We start from the raw sequence: 15,829 nt of genomic DNA on the forward strand, positions 1-15,829 counted from the left end.
GTGAGTGGTTAGTCGTGTTCTAACCCTGATAACCACTCACGAGGGGTGACCAGGCCGGATTCGTAGGCGAAGACCACAAGTTGAGCACGGTCGCGCGCGCCGAGTTTGGTCATCGCGCGGCTGACATGGGTTTTGGCGGTGGTAGGGCTGATCACCATCTGGGCGGCGATCTCATCGTTGGTCAGCCCTTTCGCCACCAACGCCATCACTTCCTTCTCCCGGTTGGTCAGCTCGTCCAACCCAACCACCGGACCGGGCTGCGGTGTCCGAGCCACGAACTCGCTGATCAGCCTGCGCGTAATGCCGGGCGACAACAGCGCGTCCCCACGTGCGGCGACCCGAACCGCGGTCACCAGATCCTCGGGTTCGGTGTCCTTCACCAGAAACCCGCATGCCCCGGCCCGTAACGCGTTGAAGACGTATTCATCAAAGCCGTAGTTGGTCAGGATCACCACGTGCACCCCGGCGAGCGAAGGATCAGAAGCGATCTGCCGGGTAGCCTCGATTCCGTCCATCACGGGCATCTGCACATCCAGCAGCACCACATCAGGCCGGTGCTCACGAGCCATCGAAACACCACTGGCGCCGTCAGGAGCGTCACCGATCACCGTGATGTCGTCCTCGGCGGCGAGCAGAGCCCGGAAACCCGCGCGAATCAACGCCTGGTCGTCAACGAGAAGCACAGTGATCATCAGAACGGCAACTCCGCGAGAACCCTGAACCCGCCGGATTTCCTTGGGGCAGCGGACAATGATCCGCCCAATGACGTGACACGTTCCCGCATGCCGATCAACCCGACCCCGGGAACGGGTGGCGTGTCACAAGTGCCGTCGTCATCGATCTGCACAGTCAATGACCGCTTCCCGAATCCCACGTGGACGGTCGCGGCATCGGCCTGAGCATGCCGGGTCACGTTGGTCAACGCCTCCTGGACGATCCGGTAAGCCGCACGGTTGATCTCGTCCGGCAAAGGCCGCTGCTGGCCCGTGACAGTCAGTCGCACAGGCAGTCCGGTGCTTCGAGCCCGGTCCACCAAGTCGTCGAGCCGATCAAGGCCGCTGGCGTCTGGTTCGCCGCGAAGAACACTCAACGTCTCCCTGAGCTCACGCACCGCATCGGTACTGGCCTCCTGAATCGCCAGCAACGCCTCGGGCACCTCCTCACCGCGCTTACGGGCGAGATGAACAGCCACACCAGCATGGACCTTGATCACCGAAATGCTGTGCGTCAACGAATCGTGTAATTCCCGCGCGATGCGCAGGCGCTCTTCGCCAGCACGGCGACGCAGCGTTTCCTCGTGATTACGCGCCTGATCCGCGGCGCGCTTCTCCCGTAGCCGCGCGGTTTCGCCAAGAACGATGGCCGCCACGAACCATCCGAGCAGCAGGATCCGGTCCTGGATCTCCTCGCGCGCCGGATGTCCCGGCAGGATGAAAACGTTGTAAACCACCATGGTCAGCAGGTATGTCACAGCAGTGCCAATACCGATCGCGCGATGCCCGAACCGCAGCGCGGAGAACAAGGCGCACAGCAACGGCACTTCGATGGGAATGTCCGGCCCGTCGATGAAGTACACGTTGACCGTGCAGATCGCGCACAGCAACACAACCGCTACCGGAAACCGGCGGCGCAGGGCGATCGACAGCGAACTCGTGAGCATCAGCGTGTAGCCGGTCACACTCAGCTGTGTCGGTGACGCCTCGACCAACGCGACCAACAACGCCGTGACCAAGACCGCCACGCCGATGTCCACGGCCCACTGTCGCTTCACCTGGGCAGATTATCGGGACCGGCAATACCGCGGCGGATGTATGAGCGGATGTGCGTACTCCCGGGGGAGTATGCGGCATTGTCTTCCTGCGTCGGACGCCACGACGGCTCGCCCAAGCCAGGATTTCGTGTTGTGAAGAAGAAACCGATGGTGTGGGTGTTACGCACGACCGCCGTGCTGTTCCTGCTTGCCGTCCTCGGCCAGGCAGTGCTGGCAGGTCAGTTCGTCACGGGGGACACCGGCTTCCTGGAGATGCACGCGGTCAACGGCACTGTCGTCGGGGCCGCGGCGATCGTCTGGGTCATCGCGTCGCTGGTCCTTCGCGTGCCACTTCGGATGGGGTTGGTCGGAGTCGCCGCGTTGCTCGCCACAGGTGCGCAGATCGGCCTAGGTCACGGGCGTGACCTAGGCCTGCACATCCCGCTGGGCGTGGCCCTGCTTGGCGCGGGCATCACGTTGACCTCACTGTCCTTCGCCTATCGGGAGTCGAAGTGACATCGCGGCGACGGTTCCTCGGCCTGCTCGCGGGCGCGGCGGTCATCGGGACGACCGGTTTCGTGGTCGCCGGTCAGGCAGGCAACAACGGTTTGCTACGCAGTAAAAGGCCGCTCCCGAAGCCGTTCACGACCCCGCTGCCGATCCCGCAGATCAAGCGACCGACCCGGGTGGACAGCGGGGTCGAGTACTACACCTTGACGCAGCGGGCGCGGGACACAGAGATCCTGCCTGGCGTCCGGACGCGAATCTGGGGGTATGACGGGACTTTCCCAGGCCCGACATTCCATTTGCGACAAGGGCGCCAGGCAGTCGTCGAAGTGCGCAACGAGCTTGACGTCCCGACCTCGCTGCACCTGCACGGTGGCGTGACACCACCGGAGTCGGACGGTTACCCGACGGATCTGGTGAATCCGTTGGGAAAGAAGGAATACATGTATCCGGTGCGGCAGCGCGCCGCCACATTGTGGTACCACGATCATCGAATGGACTACACGGCTCCGCAGGTGTGGCGCGGCCTGGCCGGGATGTGCTTGGTCGGTGATGCCGAGGAGGAGAATCTTGGGCTGCCCGCGGACAATTACGACGTGCCGTTGCTGTTGACCGATCGCGCGTTCGACGAAGATGGGTCCTTTTTGTACCCGTCGTTGCATCACGGTCCAGGGGTGGAAAAGGAGTACGCCAACGGCGTGCTTGGGGATGTGATCCTGGTCAATGGCGCGCCATGGCCGATGCTCGAAGTCGATGCGACCCGATACCGGTTCCGGATCGTGAACGGCTCCAACGCCCGCCGATACGAGCTGGCGCTGGAGCAAGGCGGGGACCTGGTCCAAGTCGGCAGCGACGCTGGATTGCTGGACATGCCAAGGAAACACCCGAGCCTGATCGTTACACCCGGCGAACGGTTCGACGTGCTCGTGGACTTCCAGGACTATCCAATCGGTACAGAGATCACCCTGACGAACCGCCTTGACGGCCCAGTCATGCGGTTCAAAGTGATCCGGCAAGGGCCGAAGAGTGCTCCCGTACCGACCAAACTCGTGGACATCGAGAAGCTCGAAAACCCGATTGTGACGAGGACGTTCGACTTCCGAACCACAAAGGAGCATCACGGTGCGCGGATGTGGACGATCAACGGCGAGTTGTTCGACGCGACGAAAAGCCTTGCCGACCCGAAGCTCGGGACCGTGGAGAAGTGGCGGATCTCCAGTGATTTCCACCATCCGGTGCACTTGCACCTCGCGCACTTCCAGGTGCTGTCCCGTGGCGCTGGCGGGCCGCAGGCGCGGGACGCGGGCTGGAAGGACACTGTGGACGTTCGGCCGTACGAGGTGGTCGAGGTGCTCGCCAGGTTCGACGGGTACCGGGGCCGGTACATGATGCATTGCCACAACCTCGAGCACGAGGACATGGCGATGATGGCGAACTTCTTCGTCGGTTGACAGTCCGGCGGCGAGTCTGCCAACCTGGAAACAGGCCGAGAGGCGCTGCAACGGACGGTTCGACTCCGTCCGCCACGCTCGGCCTGATCCACGAACTTGCAAGGGCGCCTCCTATTAACTAGGAGGTTTGTCCTGTGTTGCGATGCGTGAACGGTCTCGAATTCGCCGTCAAAGACCTGTCCCTTGCCGATTTCGGGCGCAAGGAGATCGAGCTCGCTGAGCACGAAATGCCTGGTCTGATGGCGATTCGGCGGGAGTACGCCGACCGCAAGCCGCTCAAGGGCGCGCGGGTCGCGGGCTCGCTGCACATGACGATCCAGACCGCTGTTCTGATTGAAACCCTTGTCGACCTCGGCGCCGAAGTTCGCTGGGTGTCGTGCAACATCTTCTCCACCCAGGACCACGCCGCTGCCGCGGTGGTCGTCGGCCGCGACGGCACGCCGGAAGCGCCCGCAGGTACCTCTGTGTTCGCCTGGAAGGGTGAAACTCTCGAGGAATATTGGTGGTGCACCGACCAGCTGTTCCAGTTCCCGAACGGTGAACTGCCGAACATGATCGTTGACGACGGCGGCGACGCCACGCTGCTGGTCCACAAGGGTGCGGAGTTCGAAGCGGCTGGCGCGGTTCCGCAGCCGACCGCCGAGGACAACGAGGAATACGCCCTCATCCTCAAGACGCTTGCTGACAGCTTCGCCAAGGACCCGAAGCGGTTCACCAAGGTCGCCGGCGAGGTCAAGGGTGTCACCGAGGAGACGACGAACGGCGTCAAGCGCCTGTACAAGCTGGCGCAGGACGGCGAGCTGCTGTTCCCCGCGATCAACGTGAACGACTCGGTCACGAAGTCCAAGTTCGACAACAAGTACGGCATCCGGCACTCGCTCGGCGACGGCATCAACCGGGCGACCGACGTGATGATCGGCGGCAAGCTCGCCGTCATCTGCGGCTACGGCGATGTCGGCAAGGGCGCCGCGGAAGCGCTGCGCGGCCAGGGTGCTCGCGTTGTCGTCACGGAGATCGACCCGATCTGCGCGCTGCAGGCCGCGATGGAAGGTCTCGAGGTCGTCGACCTGAACGACGTCGTGCACAAGGGCGACATCTTCATCACCACGACCGGCAACTTCGGCATCATCTCGGCAGAGCAGATGCAGAAGATGAAGCACAACGCGATCGTCGGCAACGTCGGCCACTTCGACAACGAGATCGACATGGCCGGACTCGCCAAGATTCCGGGTATCAAGAAGATCGAGATCAAGCCGCAGGTGCACGAGTGGAAGTTCCCGGATGGACACTCGATCATCGTGCTGTCCGAGGGTCGTCTGCTGAACCTCGGCAACGCGACCGGGCACCCGTCGTTCGTGATGTCGAACTCGTTCACCAACCAGGCGATCGCCCAGATCGAGCTGTTCACCAAGCAGGGCGAGTACGAGAAGGACGTCTACCGGCTGCCGAAGCACCTCGACGAGAAGGTCGCCCGGCTGCACCTCGACGCGTTGGGCGTCAAGCTGACCAAGCTGACGAAGGCACAGGCGGAGTACATCGGCGTTGACGTCGAAGGCCCGTTCAAGGCCGACCACTACCGCTACTGAAAACCACAGCTTCCTCGTAGGTGCTCGGTCTAAAACCGAGCTGCGGCTGGGTACCTGCGAGGGATCCAGTAAGAAACCCTCGTGAGTGGTTAAGCGTGTTCTAACACGTCTAACCACTCACGAGGTTTTTCAGCGGGAAGTCAGTTCCAGGATCGCCCGCACCACTCGATCGGGTGCTTCCAATGGAAGCATGTGCCCGGCTCGGGGGATTTCCTCGAAGTCCGCCTTGGGCAAGGTTTCCGCGACGACCCGGCCGAGCTCGGGTTTGATGACCGTGTCGGCTTCGCCATGCAGGAGCACAGCGGGCACGGAAACCGAGGCAAGCCCTGGCCGAAGGTCCATCCCGGACGTACACCCGAAGCAGGCGGCCCGGACCTTGCGTGAAGTCCCGGCGAACAGTGAACGGTGTGCCTCCAGGGCATCCCGTGAGATGTCCGACCCGACCGTGCTGCTGATCATCTTGCGACCCAAGGCCCCGCGCCGGATGGCGAACGAGAACATCGGGTTGCCCATCAGCCGGACTTCACCCTTTGGGGTGTTTTGTTCATGGGCCGCGGTGGCCAGCAGAACCAGGCCAGCGATCCGGGAGGAATCGGTAATCGCGTGACACAAGGCTGCGAACCCGCCACCTGAGTGTCCAACCACGACAGCGTCCGAAGCGTTCACGGCCGCGAGGACGTCACCGAGGTCCATGGCGAACCGGGCGATCCCGATCGGTGAGATGCCCTCAGTGGACTCACCGTGCCCGCGCTGGTCGTATGTCACGACCCGAAGCCCGGCATCAACAAGCTGAGGGACAACGGAATCCCAGACGCCGCGGCCAGCAGCCCAGCCGTGAGACAGCACAACAAGAGACCCGTCAGCAGGACCGTGAACCGAAATGGCGATCGAGGCGCCATCACTGGTCTTCGCCTTCATCGCGGGACTCCGTTCGCTGTGTGCCTGCCGCCAAGCAGCGTCCGCAGGTTCGTGAACGCCAGCTGAGCCGCCTGCGAGTGCTTGCCGCCCACATCGGCCACTTTGGACAGAACCTTCGCGATCCCTTGTGGCGTTGCCTTGAAGTGGATCGACAGCCGGGTGGCCAGTCCGCCGTTCACCGGTGCGACGGTGAACGTGACCGTGCCGCGGAACACACCCTCGAAGTATTCCGCGTCCAACCGCCTGCCCGGATCCACATACGTTGTGCGGGAAGTGAAGCGCAGCTTCGGGCCGCCCTTGTCGTGCCCCTTCGGGTGCACTGTCCACTTCACCTCGGTGCCGACCTGGTCGGCAGGGCCGGTCGCGGCGAAGGTGTTGAAGGGCACCCAGAATCCCGCTGCCCCGCCAAGTTCCGCCACCAGTGCCTGCCAGACGAGGTCGGGCGATGTGTCGATGAACGCCTCGTCGATGATGTCGTAGCCGCTCACGGTTACGCCTCCTAGAACTACATTGGCTGGAGCGAGGACAGGAGCTTTCCAATAGCTCCTGCCCCCGCCCTTTGTCCCACGGCGAGTAGGACCAGACAGATCAGGAGAAGAACCCCTGACCGGGTGTGAGCACGCCATCCGGGTCGTAGCGGCGCTTTGACGCCACAAGGAACGGCCAGGCCGTCCCGAAGTGACGCTGCCACTGCGGCGGTGTCATGCCAGGTATCGCGCCGATGATGTAACGCTTGCCGCCCAACGACACCAACTTCTCGTAGAACTTGCGGTTCTGTGCGAGATACGCCTGGATGTTCGGGTCGCCTGGCGGCGGCATCCTCAGCAGGTCACAGAGATACGCGATCGGCTCGTTCGGCTTGGCGAACAACGGCCGCGTCACCTTCGCGGTCTGGAACGGCGACAGGATCGTGAAACCGGCACCGAGCTGTTCGACCTGAAGTTCGTTCAGTACATAAGGGACGAACGTCTGAATCTTCGACGCCGGGACGAGCAGGTGCAGCCACGGGTGCGGGCCGTCCCAGAAACCGCCGTCCTTCCACGCCTGCTCGCCCGGGTCGACCCGGAACGTCCAGTCACGGAACAAGTGGTCGTGCACCTGCAACGCTGACCGTTCGTCACTGAGACCAGCGAGCAAAGCGGCCTCATCGGGAACCGTCGGCGCGGAGTAGTAGTACCCGGCCTCGATCTGGTACCACCAACCGGAGTTGTCCGGCTTACGCGAGAAACCGCCGCCCTGGTGGGTGAACCGGCCGTCACGCATCAGGAATTCCTGATCCCGCTGCCACTTGGCCAGATCCGTGTAGGACAAGGTGAACATCCGTACCCGCTGCGGCGCCTTCATCAACCGCACCTTGGCCTTGGTGATGACGGCGACCTGACCGGCACCGTTGATCACGGCGTTGAACAGGTCCGGCCGCACGGAAGGCGAGGCCGTCAGCACCTGACCGGCACCGGTGACGACCTCGACCTCCTCGATCATGTCCGAGAACAGGCCGTACTTCGGGACCGTGCCACCGAATCCGCCGACGGAAGCGACTCCGCCGACCGAGAGCCGCAAGTAATCCGTTTGGGAGGGGACGATCAAGCCACGGTCCAAAGTGGCCGCGGACAGCTGGTGCAGCGACACACCGGCGCCGACGATCGCGTGGGTCGCGGTAATACTGTGGATCGTCGAGAATCCCTTGGCGTCGATCGAGATCCCGCCTGCAACCGAGGCGTTGCCCCAGAAAGAGTGCGATTCCTGGTCGTCAGCGGTGCCGCTCTGGCCGTTCACCGAGACTTTCAGGCAGTTCGCCCGAGCGTAGTTCACGATCTTCACGACATCCTGCACCGAACCGGGCCGCAGCACGGCCTTCGGCGTCGCGGTGATGAAACCGCCCCAGTCCTTCGAGAACTCACCAAGCACGGCTGGTGATGTCTCCAGCGTGCCGTCCAACGTCGGCACCGGGATCACGCCTTCGGCCGAAGCCGAAGCCGTTGCCCAGGTGCCGGTCACCGCGTTCCAGCCGACCACAACCGCACCGGCACCGATCCCTCTCAGGATGTTGCGCCGGGAGTGTGCGCTGCTGCCCATCGAACCCCTCCAGTTAAGCTAGCTATGCCTTGATCTCGGTGTGGGTCTCGGCACCGGCGAGGGTCGCGACCTGGTAGGCGTCCAGGTCGAACTTCTTGGTGCCTCGGGTGAACTTGCGTGTGTTGGCCGGCCAGATGGACGGGTTACGGCCGGTCGAGTCGGTGTACCAGCTGGTGCAGGTCTTGGCGTCCCACACCGAACCGTCCAACAAGGACTCGATCTCCTTGTTGTACGCCTCAACCGCCGACGGGTTGACCTCGACGCTGGACAGGCCACGCTTGTTGAGCGTCTTGACCGCGTCGACAACGTAGGCGATCTGAGCCTCGATCATCACCGTCTGCGAGGAGTGGCCGAGTGAGGTGTTCGGTCCAAGCATCAGGAAAAGGTTGGGGAACCCGGCCACGGTCGTACCCCGGTAGGCCTTCATCCCGCCGGCCTCCCAGGCGTCTGCGAGCTTAACGCCGCCACGGCCGGAGAGCTTCTCGGCGATTGGACGCTTGGTCGCGAGAAAGCCGGTGCCGAGGATGATCGCGTCGACCGTGCGCTCACGGCCGTCCGAACCGACGATGCCGTTCTCGGTGACCTTGTCGATCGACCCGTTGATGATCTCGACGTTGTCCTGCTGGATCGCCGGGTACCACTTGTTGGAGAACAGCAACCGCTTGCACGCCACCGCGAAGTTCGGCGTCAGCTTGGCGCGCAGCTCCGGGGCCGGCACGCTCTTGGCCAGGTGCCGCGCGGCCATGCCCTGGATCGTCTTCTCAGCCAACGGCGGCCGCTTGAACAGGAAAGCCAGGATCTCGCGGCCGTTCTTGTTCCAGCCACGGCGGAACGCGCGGTAACCGGGAACACGCTTGAGCGCCCAGCCGTGCACGCCCTTGATCGGGTTGTCCGCCTTGGGGCCGACCCATGGCGCGCTGCGCTGGTACAGGTCGAGGTGCCCGACAGTCGGCTGGATCGCTGGCACGAACTGGATCGCCGACGCGCCGGTGCCGATGACCGCGACGTTGCGGCCAGCGAGCTCGTACGAGTGGTCCCACTGGGACGAGTGCATGATCTTGCCCTGGAAGTCTTCGATACCAGGGATGTCCGGGATGACCGCGTCGGAAAGGTAACCGGTGCCCGCGACCAGGACCTGCGCGGTGTACTCACCCTGCGAGGTCTTGATGTTCCAGCGGCGCAGGTTCTCGTCCCACTTGGCGTCAAGCACTTCGTGGTTGAACTTGACGTACGGCCGCACGCCGTAGCGGTCGGCGACGTCCTTCAGGTAGTCGAACAGTTCCTGGCGTGAGCCGTAAGTGCTGTTCCAGTCGGACTTCTGGGCGAAGGAGTACGAGTACAACACCGAGGCCACGTCGCAAGCGCAACCGGGGTACGTGTTGTCACGCCACGTGCCGCCGACCTCATCGGCGCGCTCGAGCAGGACGAAGTCCTTGATCTTGTTCTCCAGCAGGCGGATCGCCACGCCAAGGCCGGAGAACCCGGTGCCGATGATGGCGACCTGCACGTGTGGCGTCGGCCGACCGCCCTTGCCTGTGCTGACGCTCTGATTGATGGTGCTCGTCACGGTTCTGCCTCCTCAGGCATCTGGCGCGCGAGGGCTTCCTTCACAAACTTTTGGGTGCCAGCACACCCGGCGGGCGCAAGAGCGGCGCAAGACACACCTGGATTGCGGGTTCGTTGCGCGCCACGGGGTTTAGTTCGGAGCCAGAACGGCAGCCCTGACGCCGCGCACACGTGGCAGGCAGGGTGATCGAGAGGAGCGAAAGCTATGGAACTGCCCACCGTGGAAGAGCTGGCCGGCCAGCTGGCAGCCGTCTCTGGCGCTGCCGAATTGGGTGCGGACGACGCGATTCAGCGCAACTCGGACATCGACTCGCTCGACCTGATGGAGTGGCTGTACGGCTTCCAGAACAAGTACCCGCACGTCGGCGCGGACGAGTCGCTGTTCAGCGACATCGACGACACGACCACCATGCGCGACGTGCACGCGAAGCTCGTCGCCCTGGCACAGCAAGCAGCGTAAGCCATCGTGGACGGCTTCGATATCGCCGGATGGGGCATCGCTGTTCCGCAGCAGCGGGTCACCACGACCGAGCTCGCGGCCCGTTTCGACGTCGACGAGGACTGGATCATCAGCCGGTGCGGTATCCAGGAGCGCCGGAAGATCGAACCCGGCCAGACGACCGCTTCACTGGCGATCGACGCGGGCCGTGCGGCGCTCGAGCGGGCGGGGCTGACCGGCAAGGACATCGCCCACCTCATCGTGGCGAGTGCGACGCCGGAACAGCTCTCCCCAGCCACTTCCGCGTTCGTGCAGCACGGTCTCGGGGTCGCCGGGTCCGCGCATGACGTGAACGCGGAGTGCTCTGGCTTCATCTACGGCCTCATCTTCGGCGCGGCCATGATGAAGATGGACCCTCGGCCGATCCTGCTGATCGGCTCGGACACCCACTCGACGCAGATCAACCCGGTCGACCGCGATCTGTCCATTTTGGTCGGTGACGGGGCCGGTGCGATCGTGCTCACCCCGACCGAGCAGGACTGGATGCTGGCGTGGAACCTCGGCGCGGACGGGTCGCGCCAGGACAGTCTGCGCGTGCAGGCAGGCGGCAGCCGGATGCCGACGTCGGCGACCACGTTCGCTGACGGCCTGCACTACTCCGAGATCAAGGGAAACGAGATCTACCTCAACGCCGTGCGTTTCACGGTCCGTTCGGTGCGTGCCACGCTCGAACAGGCCGGGCTGACGGTCGACGACGTCGATCACTTCGTTCCCCATCAGGCGAACATCAGGATCATCAACTCGATCCTCGACCACACCGGGCTCAAGCCGTGCAAGCTGGTCACCAACCTGTGGAAGTACGGCAACACCGCGTCGGCGTCGATGCCCATCGCCATGTTCGACGCGTTGGAGGAAGGCCGTTTCAAGAAAGGTGACCTGGTTCTGCTTGCCGGCTTCGGCGCGGGCATGACGTGGGGGTCGGCACTTCTGAAGTGGGGCGGTGTTTCGGCATGAGCAGCCGGAAATCTTTTGTGGATGTGGCCCGCCCGGACTCGCCGGTCGCTCTGGTGACCGGTGCGTCCGGCGGGCTCGGCCAAGCGTTGGCCATCGAACTCGACGCGCTGGGGTGCCGGGTCGCCGTGCACTACAACTCGTCGAAGGACAGGGCGCAGGCCGTCGCGGACAAGCTGGAGAACGACTCTTGCGTGGTGACGGGCGACGTCGCCTCGTGGGAGGAGGTCAACCAGATGTACAAGGAGATCTCCGACCAGCTCGGGCCGATCGACATCCTGGTGAACAACGGCGGGATCCGCAAGGACGCGCTGATGGCCATGCAGTCGCCGGACGACTGGCGCCAGGTGATCGAGACCAACCTGATCGGGACGTTCCACACCTCCCGAGTCGCGGTTGGACACATGCTGCGCAAGCGGTGGGGCCGGATCGTCAACGTGGTCTCGCCGTCCGGCCTGATCGCGTCGGCGGGGCAGACGGCGTACTCCGCGTCCAAGGCCGGTGTCATCGGTTTCACCCGCACGCTGGCCGCGGAATGCGGTCGCCGAGGCGTCACGGTGAACGCGCTGTCCCCGGGTTTCATGGTCACCACGATGACCAAGGACCTGTCGGACAACGTGATGGACTCGATCCGGTCGAAATCACCGATTCCGCGATTCGGTACTCCGGAAGAGGTCGCCCGCAGTATGGCCCTGTTCCTGGAGTGTGACTTCACGACCGGACAGGTCATCAGCGTCGACGGCGGTGTCTCAATCACCTGATGCCCCTCGTGAGTGGTTATCCGGGTTCTAACCCTGATAACCACTCACGAGACCCTAGGAGGGATTTTCCATGTATGAGCTTCGGGTATCGAACCCCAGAGCAGTGCCCGCCCGTGTACGGGTCGTGCGGCCGATCCTCCAGCTGTCACCGGTTTCGTGTTCATGGTCGGTCACGTCCCGCAGATGCTCGTCCCGGAACCGGACGCTGTACCGATAACCGCGCTTTCCGCGGAGAACAGCCCCCTCGTGAGGTAGTTGTGTGACCGAACCACTCACGAGGGGGCCGTTGGTTACGCTGACCGCGGATGCAGGTCGAGGCTGGCGAGGGTCCAGTTCGCCTCAGTACGCAGGGTTTCCGCTCGCCTTCGGTCTCCTGCGCGTCCTCTTTCCTCCATCGCTCGCGCCAGCGCCAGTTGTGCAAGGGCCGTCCACGGCCGGGCTTGGCGTTCGCCGAACCCGGTGAGCGCCGTGGTGAGATGCTGCTCCGCGTCGTCCCAGTCACCAACGATAACCGCCAACCGGCCAAGATGGAATGACGCCGATCCAGCGAAAGTTCGATAGCCGACGCCGCAGTTGAGCCCCGCGTGCGGTTCGAGCAGTTTACGCAGTGCTTCCGCCGTCGCCGGATCGCCCAACTCGTAGCCGCCAAGTGCAAGCAGGCCAACGATGTGCGGCCATTCGTCACCCGACGGCAATGCCTCGACTCCGGTAGCGAGTGCGCGCACTGTCAAGTGAGGAAGGCCACGATCCCCGCCGATCAGGGCAATCAATGAATGTTCGGCGGCTTCCCTGCTACTGGAAATCCACTGGTCATTGGTGCTGCGGCGCAACCAACTGACGACGAGCATCTGCCGTGCTGCCAAAGTCCCTGGCACGGGATGGATCCGGTGGTCGGCGTCGTCCGGAACCCGGTGCAGCCGTTGGGTCATCGCCGTGGCCTGCGTGAACTGTCCCTGTGTCACGGCGATCGCCACCGAGCGATCCAGTAATAACGACTGCCCGAGCTGGTTTCCAGCATCATCGATTGCCTCAACAAGATCCGTCAGCGCAGCGGTGCCGTCGCCGGACAGTTCGGCAGCCATGGCACGGTGGTGAGCTGCGATGACCGCTTCATATGTGTCCTCAACAGCTTTCGCGACATCCAGCATCTCGCTGGCCAGTTGCATTCTGCGTCGCACGTGTGCAGGTCCTTCGAGCAATTGCAGCTCACGGGACATCGCAGTCAAAGCGGGCCGGGCAGCGATGGTGATCGGACGCTCGAGCCTGGCCAAACGAGCAAGCAGCCGCCCGACGGTGACGTCGTCGATCGCGCTGACGGCACGCGGAGGCTTTGTTCCCACGAGCATTTCGATCAACGCGGTAGCTTCGCTGCGCATTCTTGGCCGGTCTTGAACGACGTCCGCGAGGCCAAGCGCGGCCTGCGCGGCCATATTCAGCCGACCGTTGTGCAACGCCTGGATGGCGCCGTCCAACAGGGTCTGCTCGCATTCCTCGTGTCCGGCCGCGAGTTGTGCGAGCCCGAGGTTCGTCAGTGCCTCGGCGCGCAGCTCGTGGTCCGCAGACGGGACGTGCCGCAATGCCTGGCGGTGCAAGTGAACGGCCTCGTCCTGGCTGGCCCACGCGGCCGCACGCCACCCCCACCGTACGGCACGCTGGTCCCCGTGTGGGACCGCTCCCGCAGCCCGGTGGTGCGCCATTGTGCGGCTGTAGCGGCGGAGTTCACCCGCTCGGCGGTGTTCGATCGCATCCGCGATTCGGGTGTGCAGCCAACGACGTCGTGCGGCACTGGTTTGCTCGTAAACCGCGCGGCGGACGATGTCGTGCACGAACCGGTACTCGTGCGTTGCCGGGATTTCCTCCACCAGGCCGTCGTTCGCCGCGGTGTCCAGAGCTTCGAAGGCGTCGACCTCACGCAGTTCCGCGGCCTCGGCGATCAGGTCGAGCTCGAAACTCGGCCCGGCCGCGGCCGCGGTACGCAGCAATTGCCTTGTGTCGTGGTCGGTCGCGGCCAGCCGGGCGCTCGCGTACTCGATCGCACCGGACGGCATTGTCGGCTTGGTGCTGTCCGGGTCGCTGTGCCAGCGCAGGAGTTCCAGTAAGAGGAACGTGTTCCCGGCTGTGTCGTCGACCAGGTGCGACGGCGGCGGGATGTCCCTGGCGTCCGGCGTGATCCGCCGGATCAACGCGGCCACGTCGGACTCGTCAAGCTCCGGAAGGGGGATCCGGCGCAGCCAGTCGTCCCGGTCGAGATCGTGGATTGCTGACGCATAGTGATCTGCGGCGGTTGGACGGCGTCCAGGTGCGGCCGCGGTCGCGGCGATGAGTAACGACGTTCCGATGCGGTACCGGGAAATCCTGCGCAGCAGGGCGAACGTGTCGTCATCGGCCAGGTCCAGGTCGTCGAGGACGACGAACACCGGTTCCTCGGCCGAGGTCTTGAGGAACAGGTCCGTCAAGGCCGTCAACAGATCGGTGCGTGTGGACGATGCCGGATCGGTCAAGGTGCGGACGGTGCTACGACTCAGCGGTGGCAGCGAGTCTTCCGGTGTGGCGGCGATGAACCCGTTTGCCGCTTCAACGAAAGCGTGACAGGGCACAGTGGACTTCTCGGCACACCGGCCGTACATGACGATCCCGCCCGCGACACTGATTCTTTTCGCGAGTTCGGTGACCAGCCTGGTCTTGCCGATTCCAGGTTCGCCCGTGACCAGAGCCATATGGCACGCGCCGTCTTCGACCTGCGCCCACGTGGCCGACAGGCGCGCGAGCTCTTGTCGTCGGCCCACGAAAGGAGCCGAGCTCGGTGCCTGCGGCTTACGTGTTCGCGTTGACGTGACTACCGGGCTGCCGAGCAATTCCGCATACGCCACTTGGGTTTCCGGCGCCGGGTCGATGCCGAGTTCTTCAGCCAGCATCCTGCGCAGCTCGTGGTAGGACTTCAGCGCCTCGGCCCGATTCCCCGCGGCAACGTGTGCGGTCATCCGGCACCTGTGCGCGCTTTCCCGTAGCGGCGCACGCCTGACGGCCTCATCCGCGAACCTGAGCGCGTTGCGGTCGTCGTGTCGTGCCGAAGCTGCAAGGCTTGCGGTTTCCAAGGCGGACACAAGAAGTTCTACGGTCCGCTCGCGTACACCCGTGACCCATTCACCTTCGTGGTCAGGTAAGAAAGGTCGCTCAAGTGTGGTCACCGCAGCGGCGGCGAGCCGTTCGGCATCGTCGTATTCGCCTCTGCCAAAGGCTTCGGAGGCCTGCGTTGCTTCGGTCTCGGCCTCCTCAAGGTCCACTCTGGCCTCGGCAGGCAGTTTGAGCAGGTAACGGCCGCCTTGCGCGATGATCGGCGGGCTTGCCTCGATGTCGCCGCCCACAACGAATCCCCGCACGCGACTGACCACACTGCGCAGCGCGGACGCCCACGTGTCGGGCAATCCCTCTGGCCACACCGTGTCCGCCAGTTGATCCCTGCTCGTCCCGCCTGAGCGCTCCAGCGTCAGCCGCGCGAACGCGACCTGCGCCTGTGCGCTCGACAAATGCCTAGGCGGGGCGTCATCACGTTCGATGGTGATGAGACCCGTCAGCCTGATGAGCATTCCGACCACCCCAGTCGGCTCGGACAATCTCCGCAGAAAGGATTGCCTGGCGTTCGCGCGGCCGTCTACCCCTACACCATGAGCTTTTCACGGGCGGCCACGTGAGGTAGTCACCCTGCGTTTGTGTTGCGCCCCGCTTGCGGCGAGCCACGTACAACTTGGCCGTGAGCAGAGGGG

13 protein-coding genes and 1 riboswitch are annotated in these 15,829 nt (G+C 64.1%); of the genes, 6 read left to right on the forward strand and 7 right to left on the reverse strand.

The window, feature by feature from the left end; genetic code table 11:
• Nucleotides 1-8 precede the first annotated feature (8 nt).
• Both LWC34_RS01210 and LWC34_RS01215 read right to left on the reverse strand, forming a co-directional pair.
• On the reverse strand, nucleotides 9-692 hold the full coding sequence (locus LWC34_RS01210) for a response regulator (protein WP_233722531.1): 684 nt from the start codon (nucleotides 690-692) through the stop codon (nucleotides 9-11).
• Complete coding sequence (locus tag LWC34_RS01215) at nucleotides 692-1,771, reverse strand: sensor histidine kinase (protein ID WP_233722532.1); 1,080 nt, start codon at nucleotides 1,769-1,771, stop codon at nucleotides 692-694. Before LWC34_RS01215 ends, LWC34_RS01210 begins: the two co-directional genes overlap by 1 nt.
• Nucleotides 1,772-1,903: 132 nt before the next feature.
• Between LWC34_RS01215 and LWC34_RS01220 the strand changes: the two genes are divergently transcribed.
• From LWC34_RS01220 to ahcY, 3 genes are all read left to right on the forward strand, one after another.
• Nucleotides 1,904-2,266 carry a hypothetical protein gene (locus tag LWC34_RS01220; RefSeq protein ID WP_233722533.1) on the forward strand — a complete coding sequence of 121 codons (363 nt, stop codon included), beginning with the start codon at nucleotides 1,904-1,906 and terminating at the stop codon, nucleotides 2,264-2,266.
• Nucleotides 2,263-3,708 carry a multicopper oxidase family protein gene (locus LWC34_RS01225; RefSeq protein WP_233722534.1) on the forward strand — a complete coding sequence of 482 codons (1,446 nt, stop codon included), beginning with the start codon at nucleotides 2,263-2,265 and terminating at the stop codon, nucleotides 3,706-3,708. Before LWC34_RS01220 ends, LWC34_RS01225 begins: the two co-directional genes overlap by 4 nt.
• Before the next feature lie 31 nt (nucleotides 3,709-3,739).
• Nucleotides 3,740-3,825: riboswitch (S-adenosyl-L-homocysteine riboswitch) on the forward strand.
• 20 nt (nucleotides 3,826-3,845) lie between these two features.
• Nucleotides 3,846-5,294, forward strand: coding sequence for an adenosylhomocysteinase (ahcY, locus tag LWC34_RS01230; protein WP_233726343.1), 1,449 nt, complete (start codon nucleotides 3,846-3,848; stop codon nucleotides 5,292-5,294).
• A gap of 129 nt (nucleotides 5,295-5,423) precedes the next feature.
• Here ahcY and LWC34_RS01235 read toward each other — a convergent pair whose 3' ends face one another.
• The 4 genes from LWC34_RS01235 to LWC34_RS01250 all read right to left on the reverse strand — a co-directional run bounded on the left by LWC34_RS01235 (nucleotide 5,424) and on the right by LWC34_RS01250 (nucleotide 9,855).
• Nucleotides 5,424-6,212 (reverse strand): alpha/beta fold hydrolase, encoded by a 789-nt coding sequence (locus LWC34_RS01235; RefSeq protein WP_233722535.1) that lies wholly within the window; start codon nucleotides 6,210-6,212, stop codon nucleotides 5,424-5,426.
• The gene (locus LWC34_RS01240) at nucleotides 6,209-6,700 is read right to left on the reverse strand and encodes an SRPBCC family protein (RefSeq protein ID WP_233722536.1); all 492 of its coding nucleotides are present in this window, start codon (nucleotides 6,698-6,700) and stop codon (nucleotides 6,209-6,211) included. The genes LWC34_RS01235 and LWC34_RS01240 overlap by 4 nt, the downstream gene beginning before the upstream one ends.
• A gap of 100 nt (nucleotides 6,701-6,800) precedes the next feature.
• Nucleotides 6,801-8,288, reverse strand: coding sequence for an FAD-binding protein (locus tag LWC34_RS01245; protein WP_233722537.1), 1,488 nt, complete (start codon nucleotides 8,286-8,288; stop codon nucleotides 6,801-6,803).
• Nucleotides 8,289-8,310: 22 nt separating this feature from the next.
• A complete protein-coding gene (locus LWC34_RS01250) occupies nucleotides 8,311-9,855 on the reverse strand; it encodes a flavin-containing monooxygenase (protein ID WP_233722538.1) in 1,545 nt (514 codons plus the stop codon).
• A gap of 204 nt (nucleotides 9,856-10,059) precedes the next feature.
• Here LWC34_RS01250 and LWC34_RS01255 point away from each other — a divergent pair, with 204 nt between their 5' ends.
• The 3 genes from LWC34_RS01255 to LWC34_RS01265 are packed head-to-tail and all read left to right on the forward strand — an operon-like array spanning nucleotide 10,060 to nucleotide 12,065.
• Nucleotides 10,060-10,314: a hypothetical protein gene (locus LWC34_RS01255; protein WP_233722539.1), complete on the forward strand. Its 255-nt coding sequence runs from the start codon at nucleotides 10,060-10,062 to the stop codon at nucleotides 10,312-10,314.
• A gap of 6 nt (nucleotides 10,315-10,320) precedes the next feature.
• Nucleotides 10,321-11,307 (forward strand): 3-oxoacyl-ACP synthase III family protein, encoded by a 987-nt coding sequence (locus tag LWC34_RS01260; RefSeq protein WP_233722540.1) that lies wholly within the window; start codon nucleotides 10,321-10,323, stop codon nucleotides 11,305-11,307.
• Nucleotides 11,304-12,065: a 3-oxoacyl-ACP reductase family protein gene (locus tag LWC34_RS01265; RefSeq protein ID WP_233722541.1), complete on the forward strand. Its 762-nt coding sequence runs from the start codon at nucleotides 11,304-11,306 to the stop codon at nucleotides 12,063-12,065. The genes LWC34_RS01260 and LWC34_RS01265 overlap by 4 nt, the downstream gene beginning before the upstream one ends.
• 290 nt (nucleotides 12,066-12,355) lie before the next feature.
• On the opposite strand, the gene LWC34_RS01270 is transcribed toward LWC34_RS01265, so the two are convergent.
• Nucleotides 12,356-15,652: an ATP-binding protein gene (locus LWC34_RS01270; RefSeq protein ID WP_233722542.1), complete on the reverse strand. Its 3,297-nt coding sequence runs from the start codon at nucleotides 15,650-15,652 to the stop codon at nucleotides 12,356-12,358.
• Between the last annotated feature and the right edge of the window lie 177 nt (nucleotides 15,653-15,829).

It is taken from the genome of Kibdelosporangium philippinense (assembly GCF_021390435.2).
Lineage (GTDB): Bacteria > Actinomycetota > Actinomycetes > Mycobacteriales > Pseudonocardiaceae > Kibdelosporangium > Kibdelosporangium philippinense.

Excerpts from the sequence above, each read along its gene's own strand:
- LWC34_RS01255 (WP_233722539.1), top strand. The coding sequence starts at position 10,060 with ATGGAACTGCCCACCGTGGAAGAGCTGGCCGGCCAGCTGGCAGCCGTC.
- LWC34_RS01210 (WP_233722531.1), bottom strand. The coding sequence starts at position 692 with ATGATCACTGTGCTTCTCGTTGACGACCAGGCGTTGATTCGCGCGGGT.
- LWC34_RS01235 (WP_233722535.1), bottom strand. The coding sequence starts at position 6,212 with ATGAAGGCGAAGACCAGTGATGGCGCCTCGATCGCCATTTCGGTTCAC.
- LWC34_RS01265 (WP_233722541.1), top strand. The coding sequence starts at position 11,304 with ATGAGCAGCCGGAAATCTTTTGTGGATGTGGCCCGCCCGGACTCGCCG.
- LWC34_RS01245 (WP_233722537.1), bottom strand. The coding sequence starts at position 8,288 with ATGGGCAGCAGCGCACACTCCCGGCGCAACATCCTGAGAGGGATCGGT.
- LWC34_RS01270 (WP_233722542.1), bottom strand. The coding sequence starts at position 15,652 with ATGCTCATCAGGCTGACGGGTCTCATCACCATCGAACGTGATGACGCC.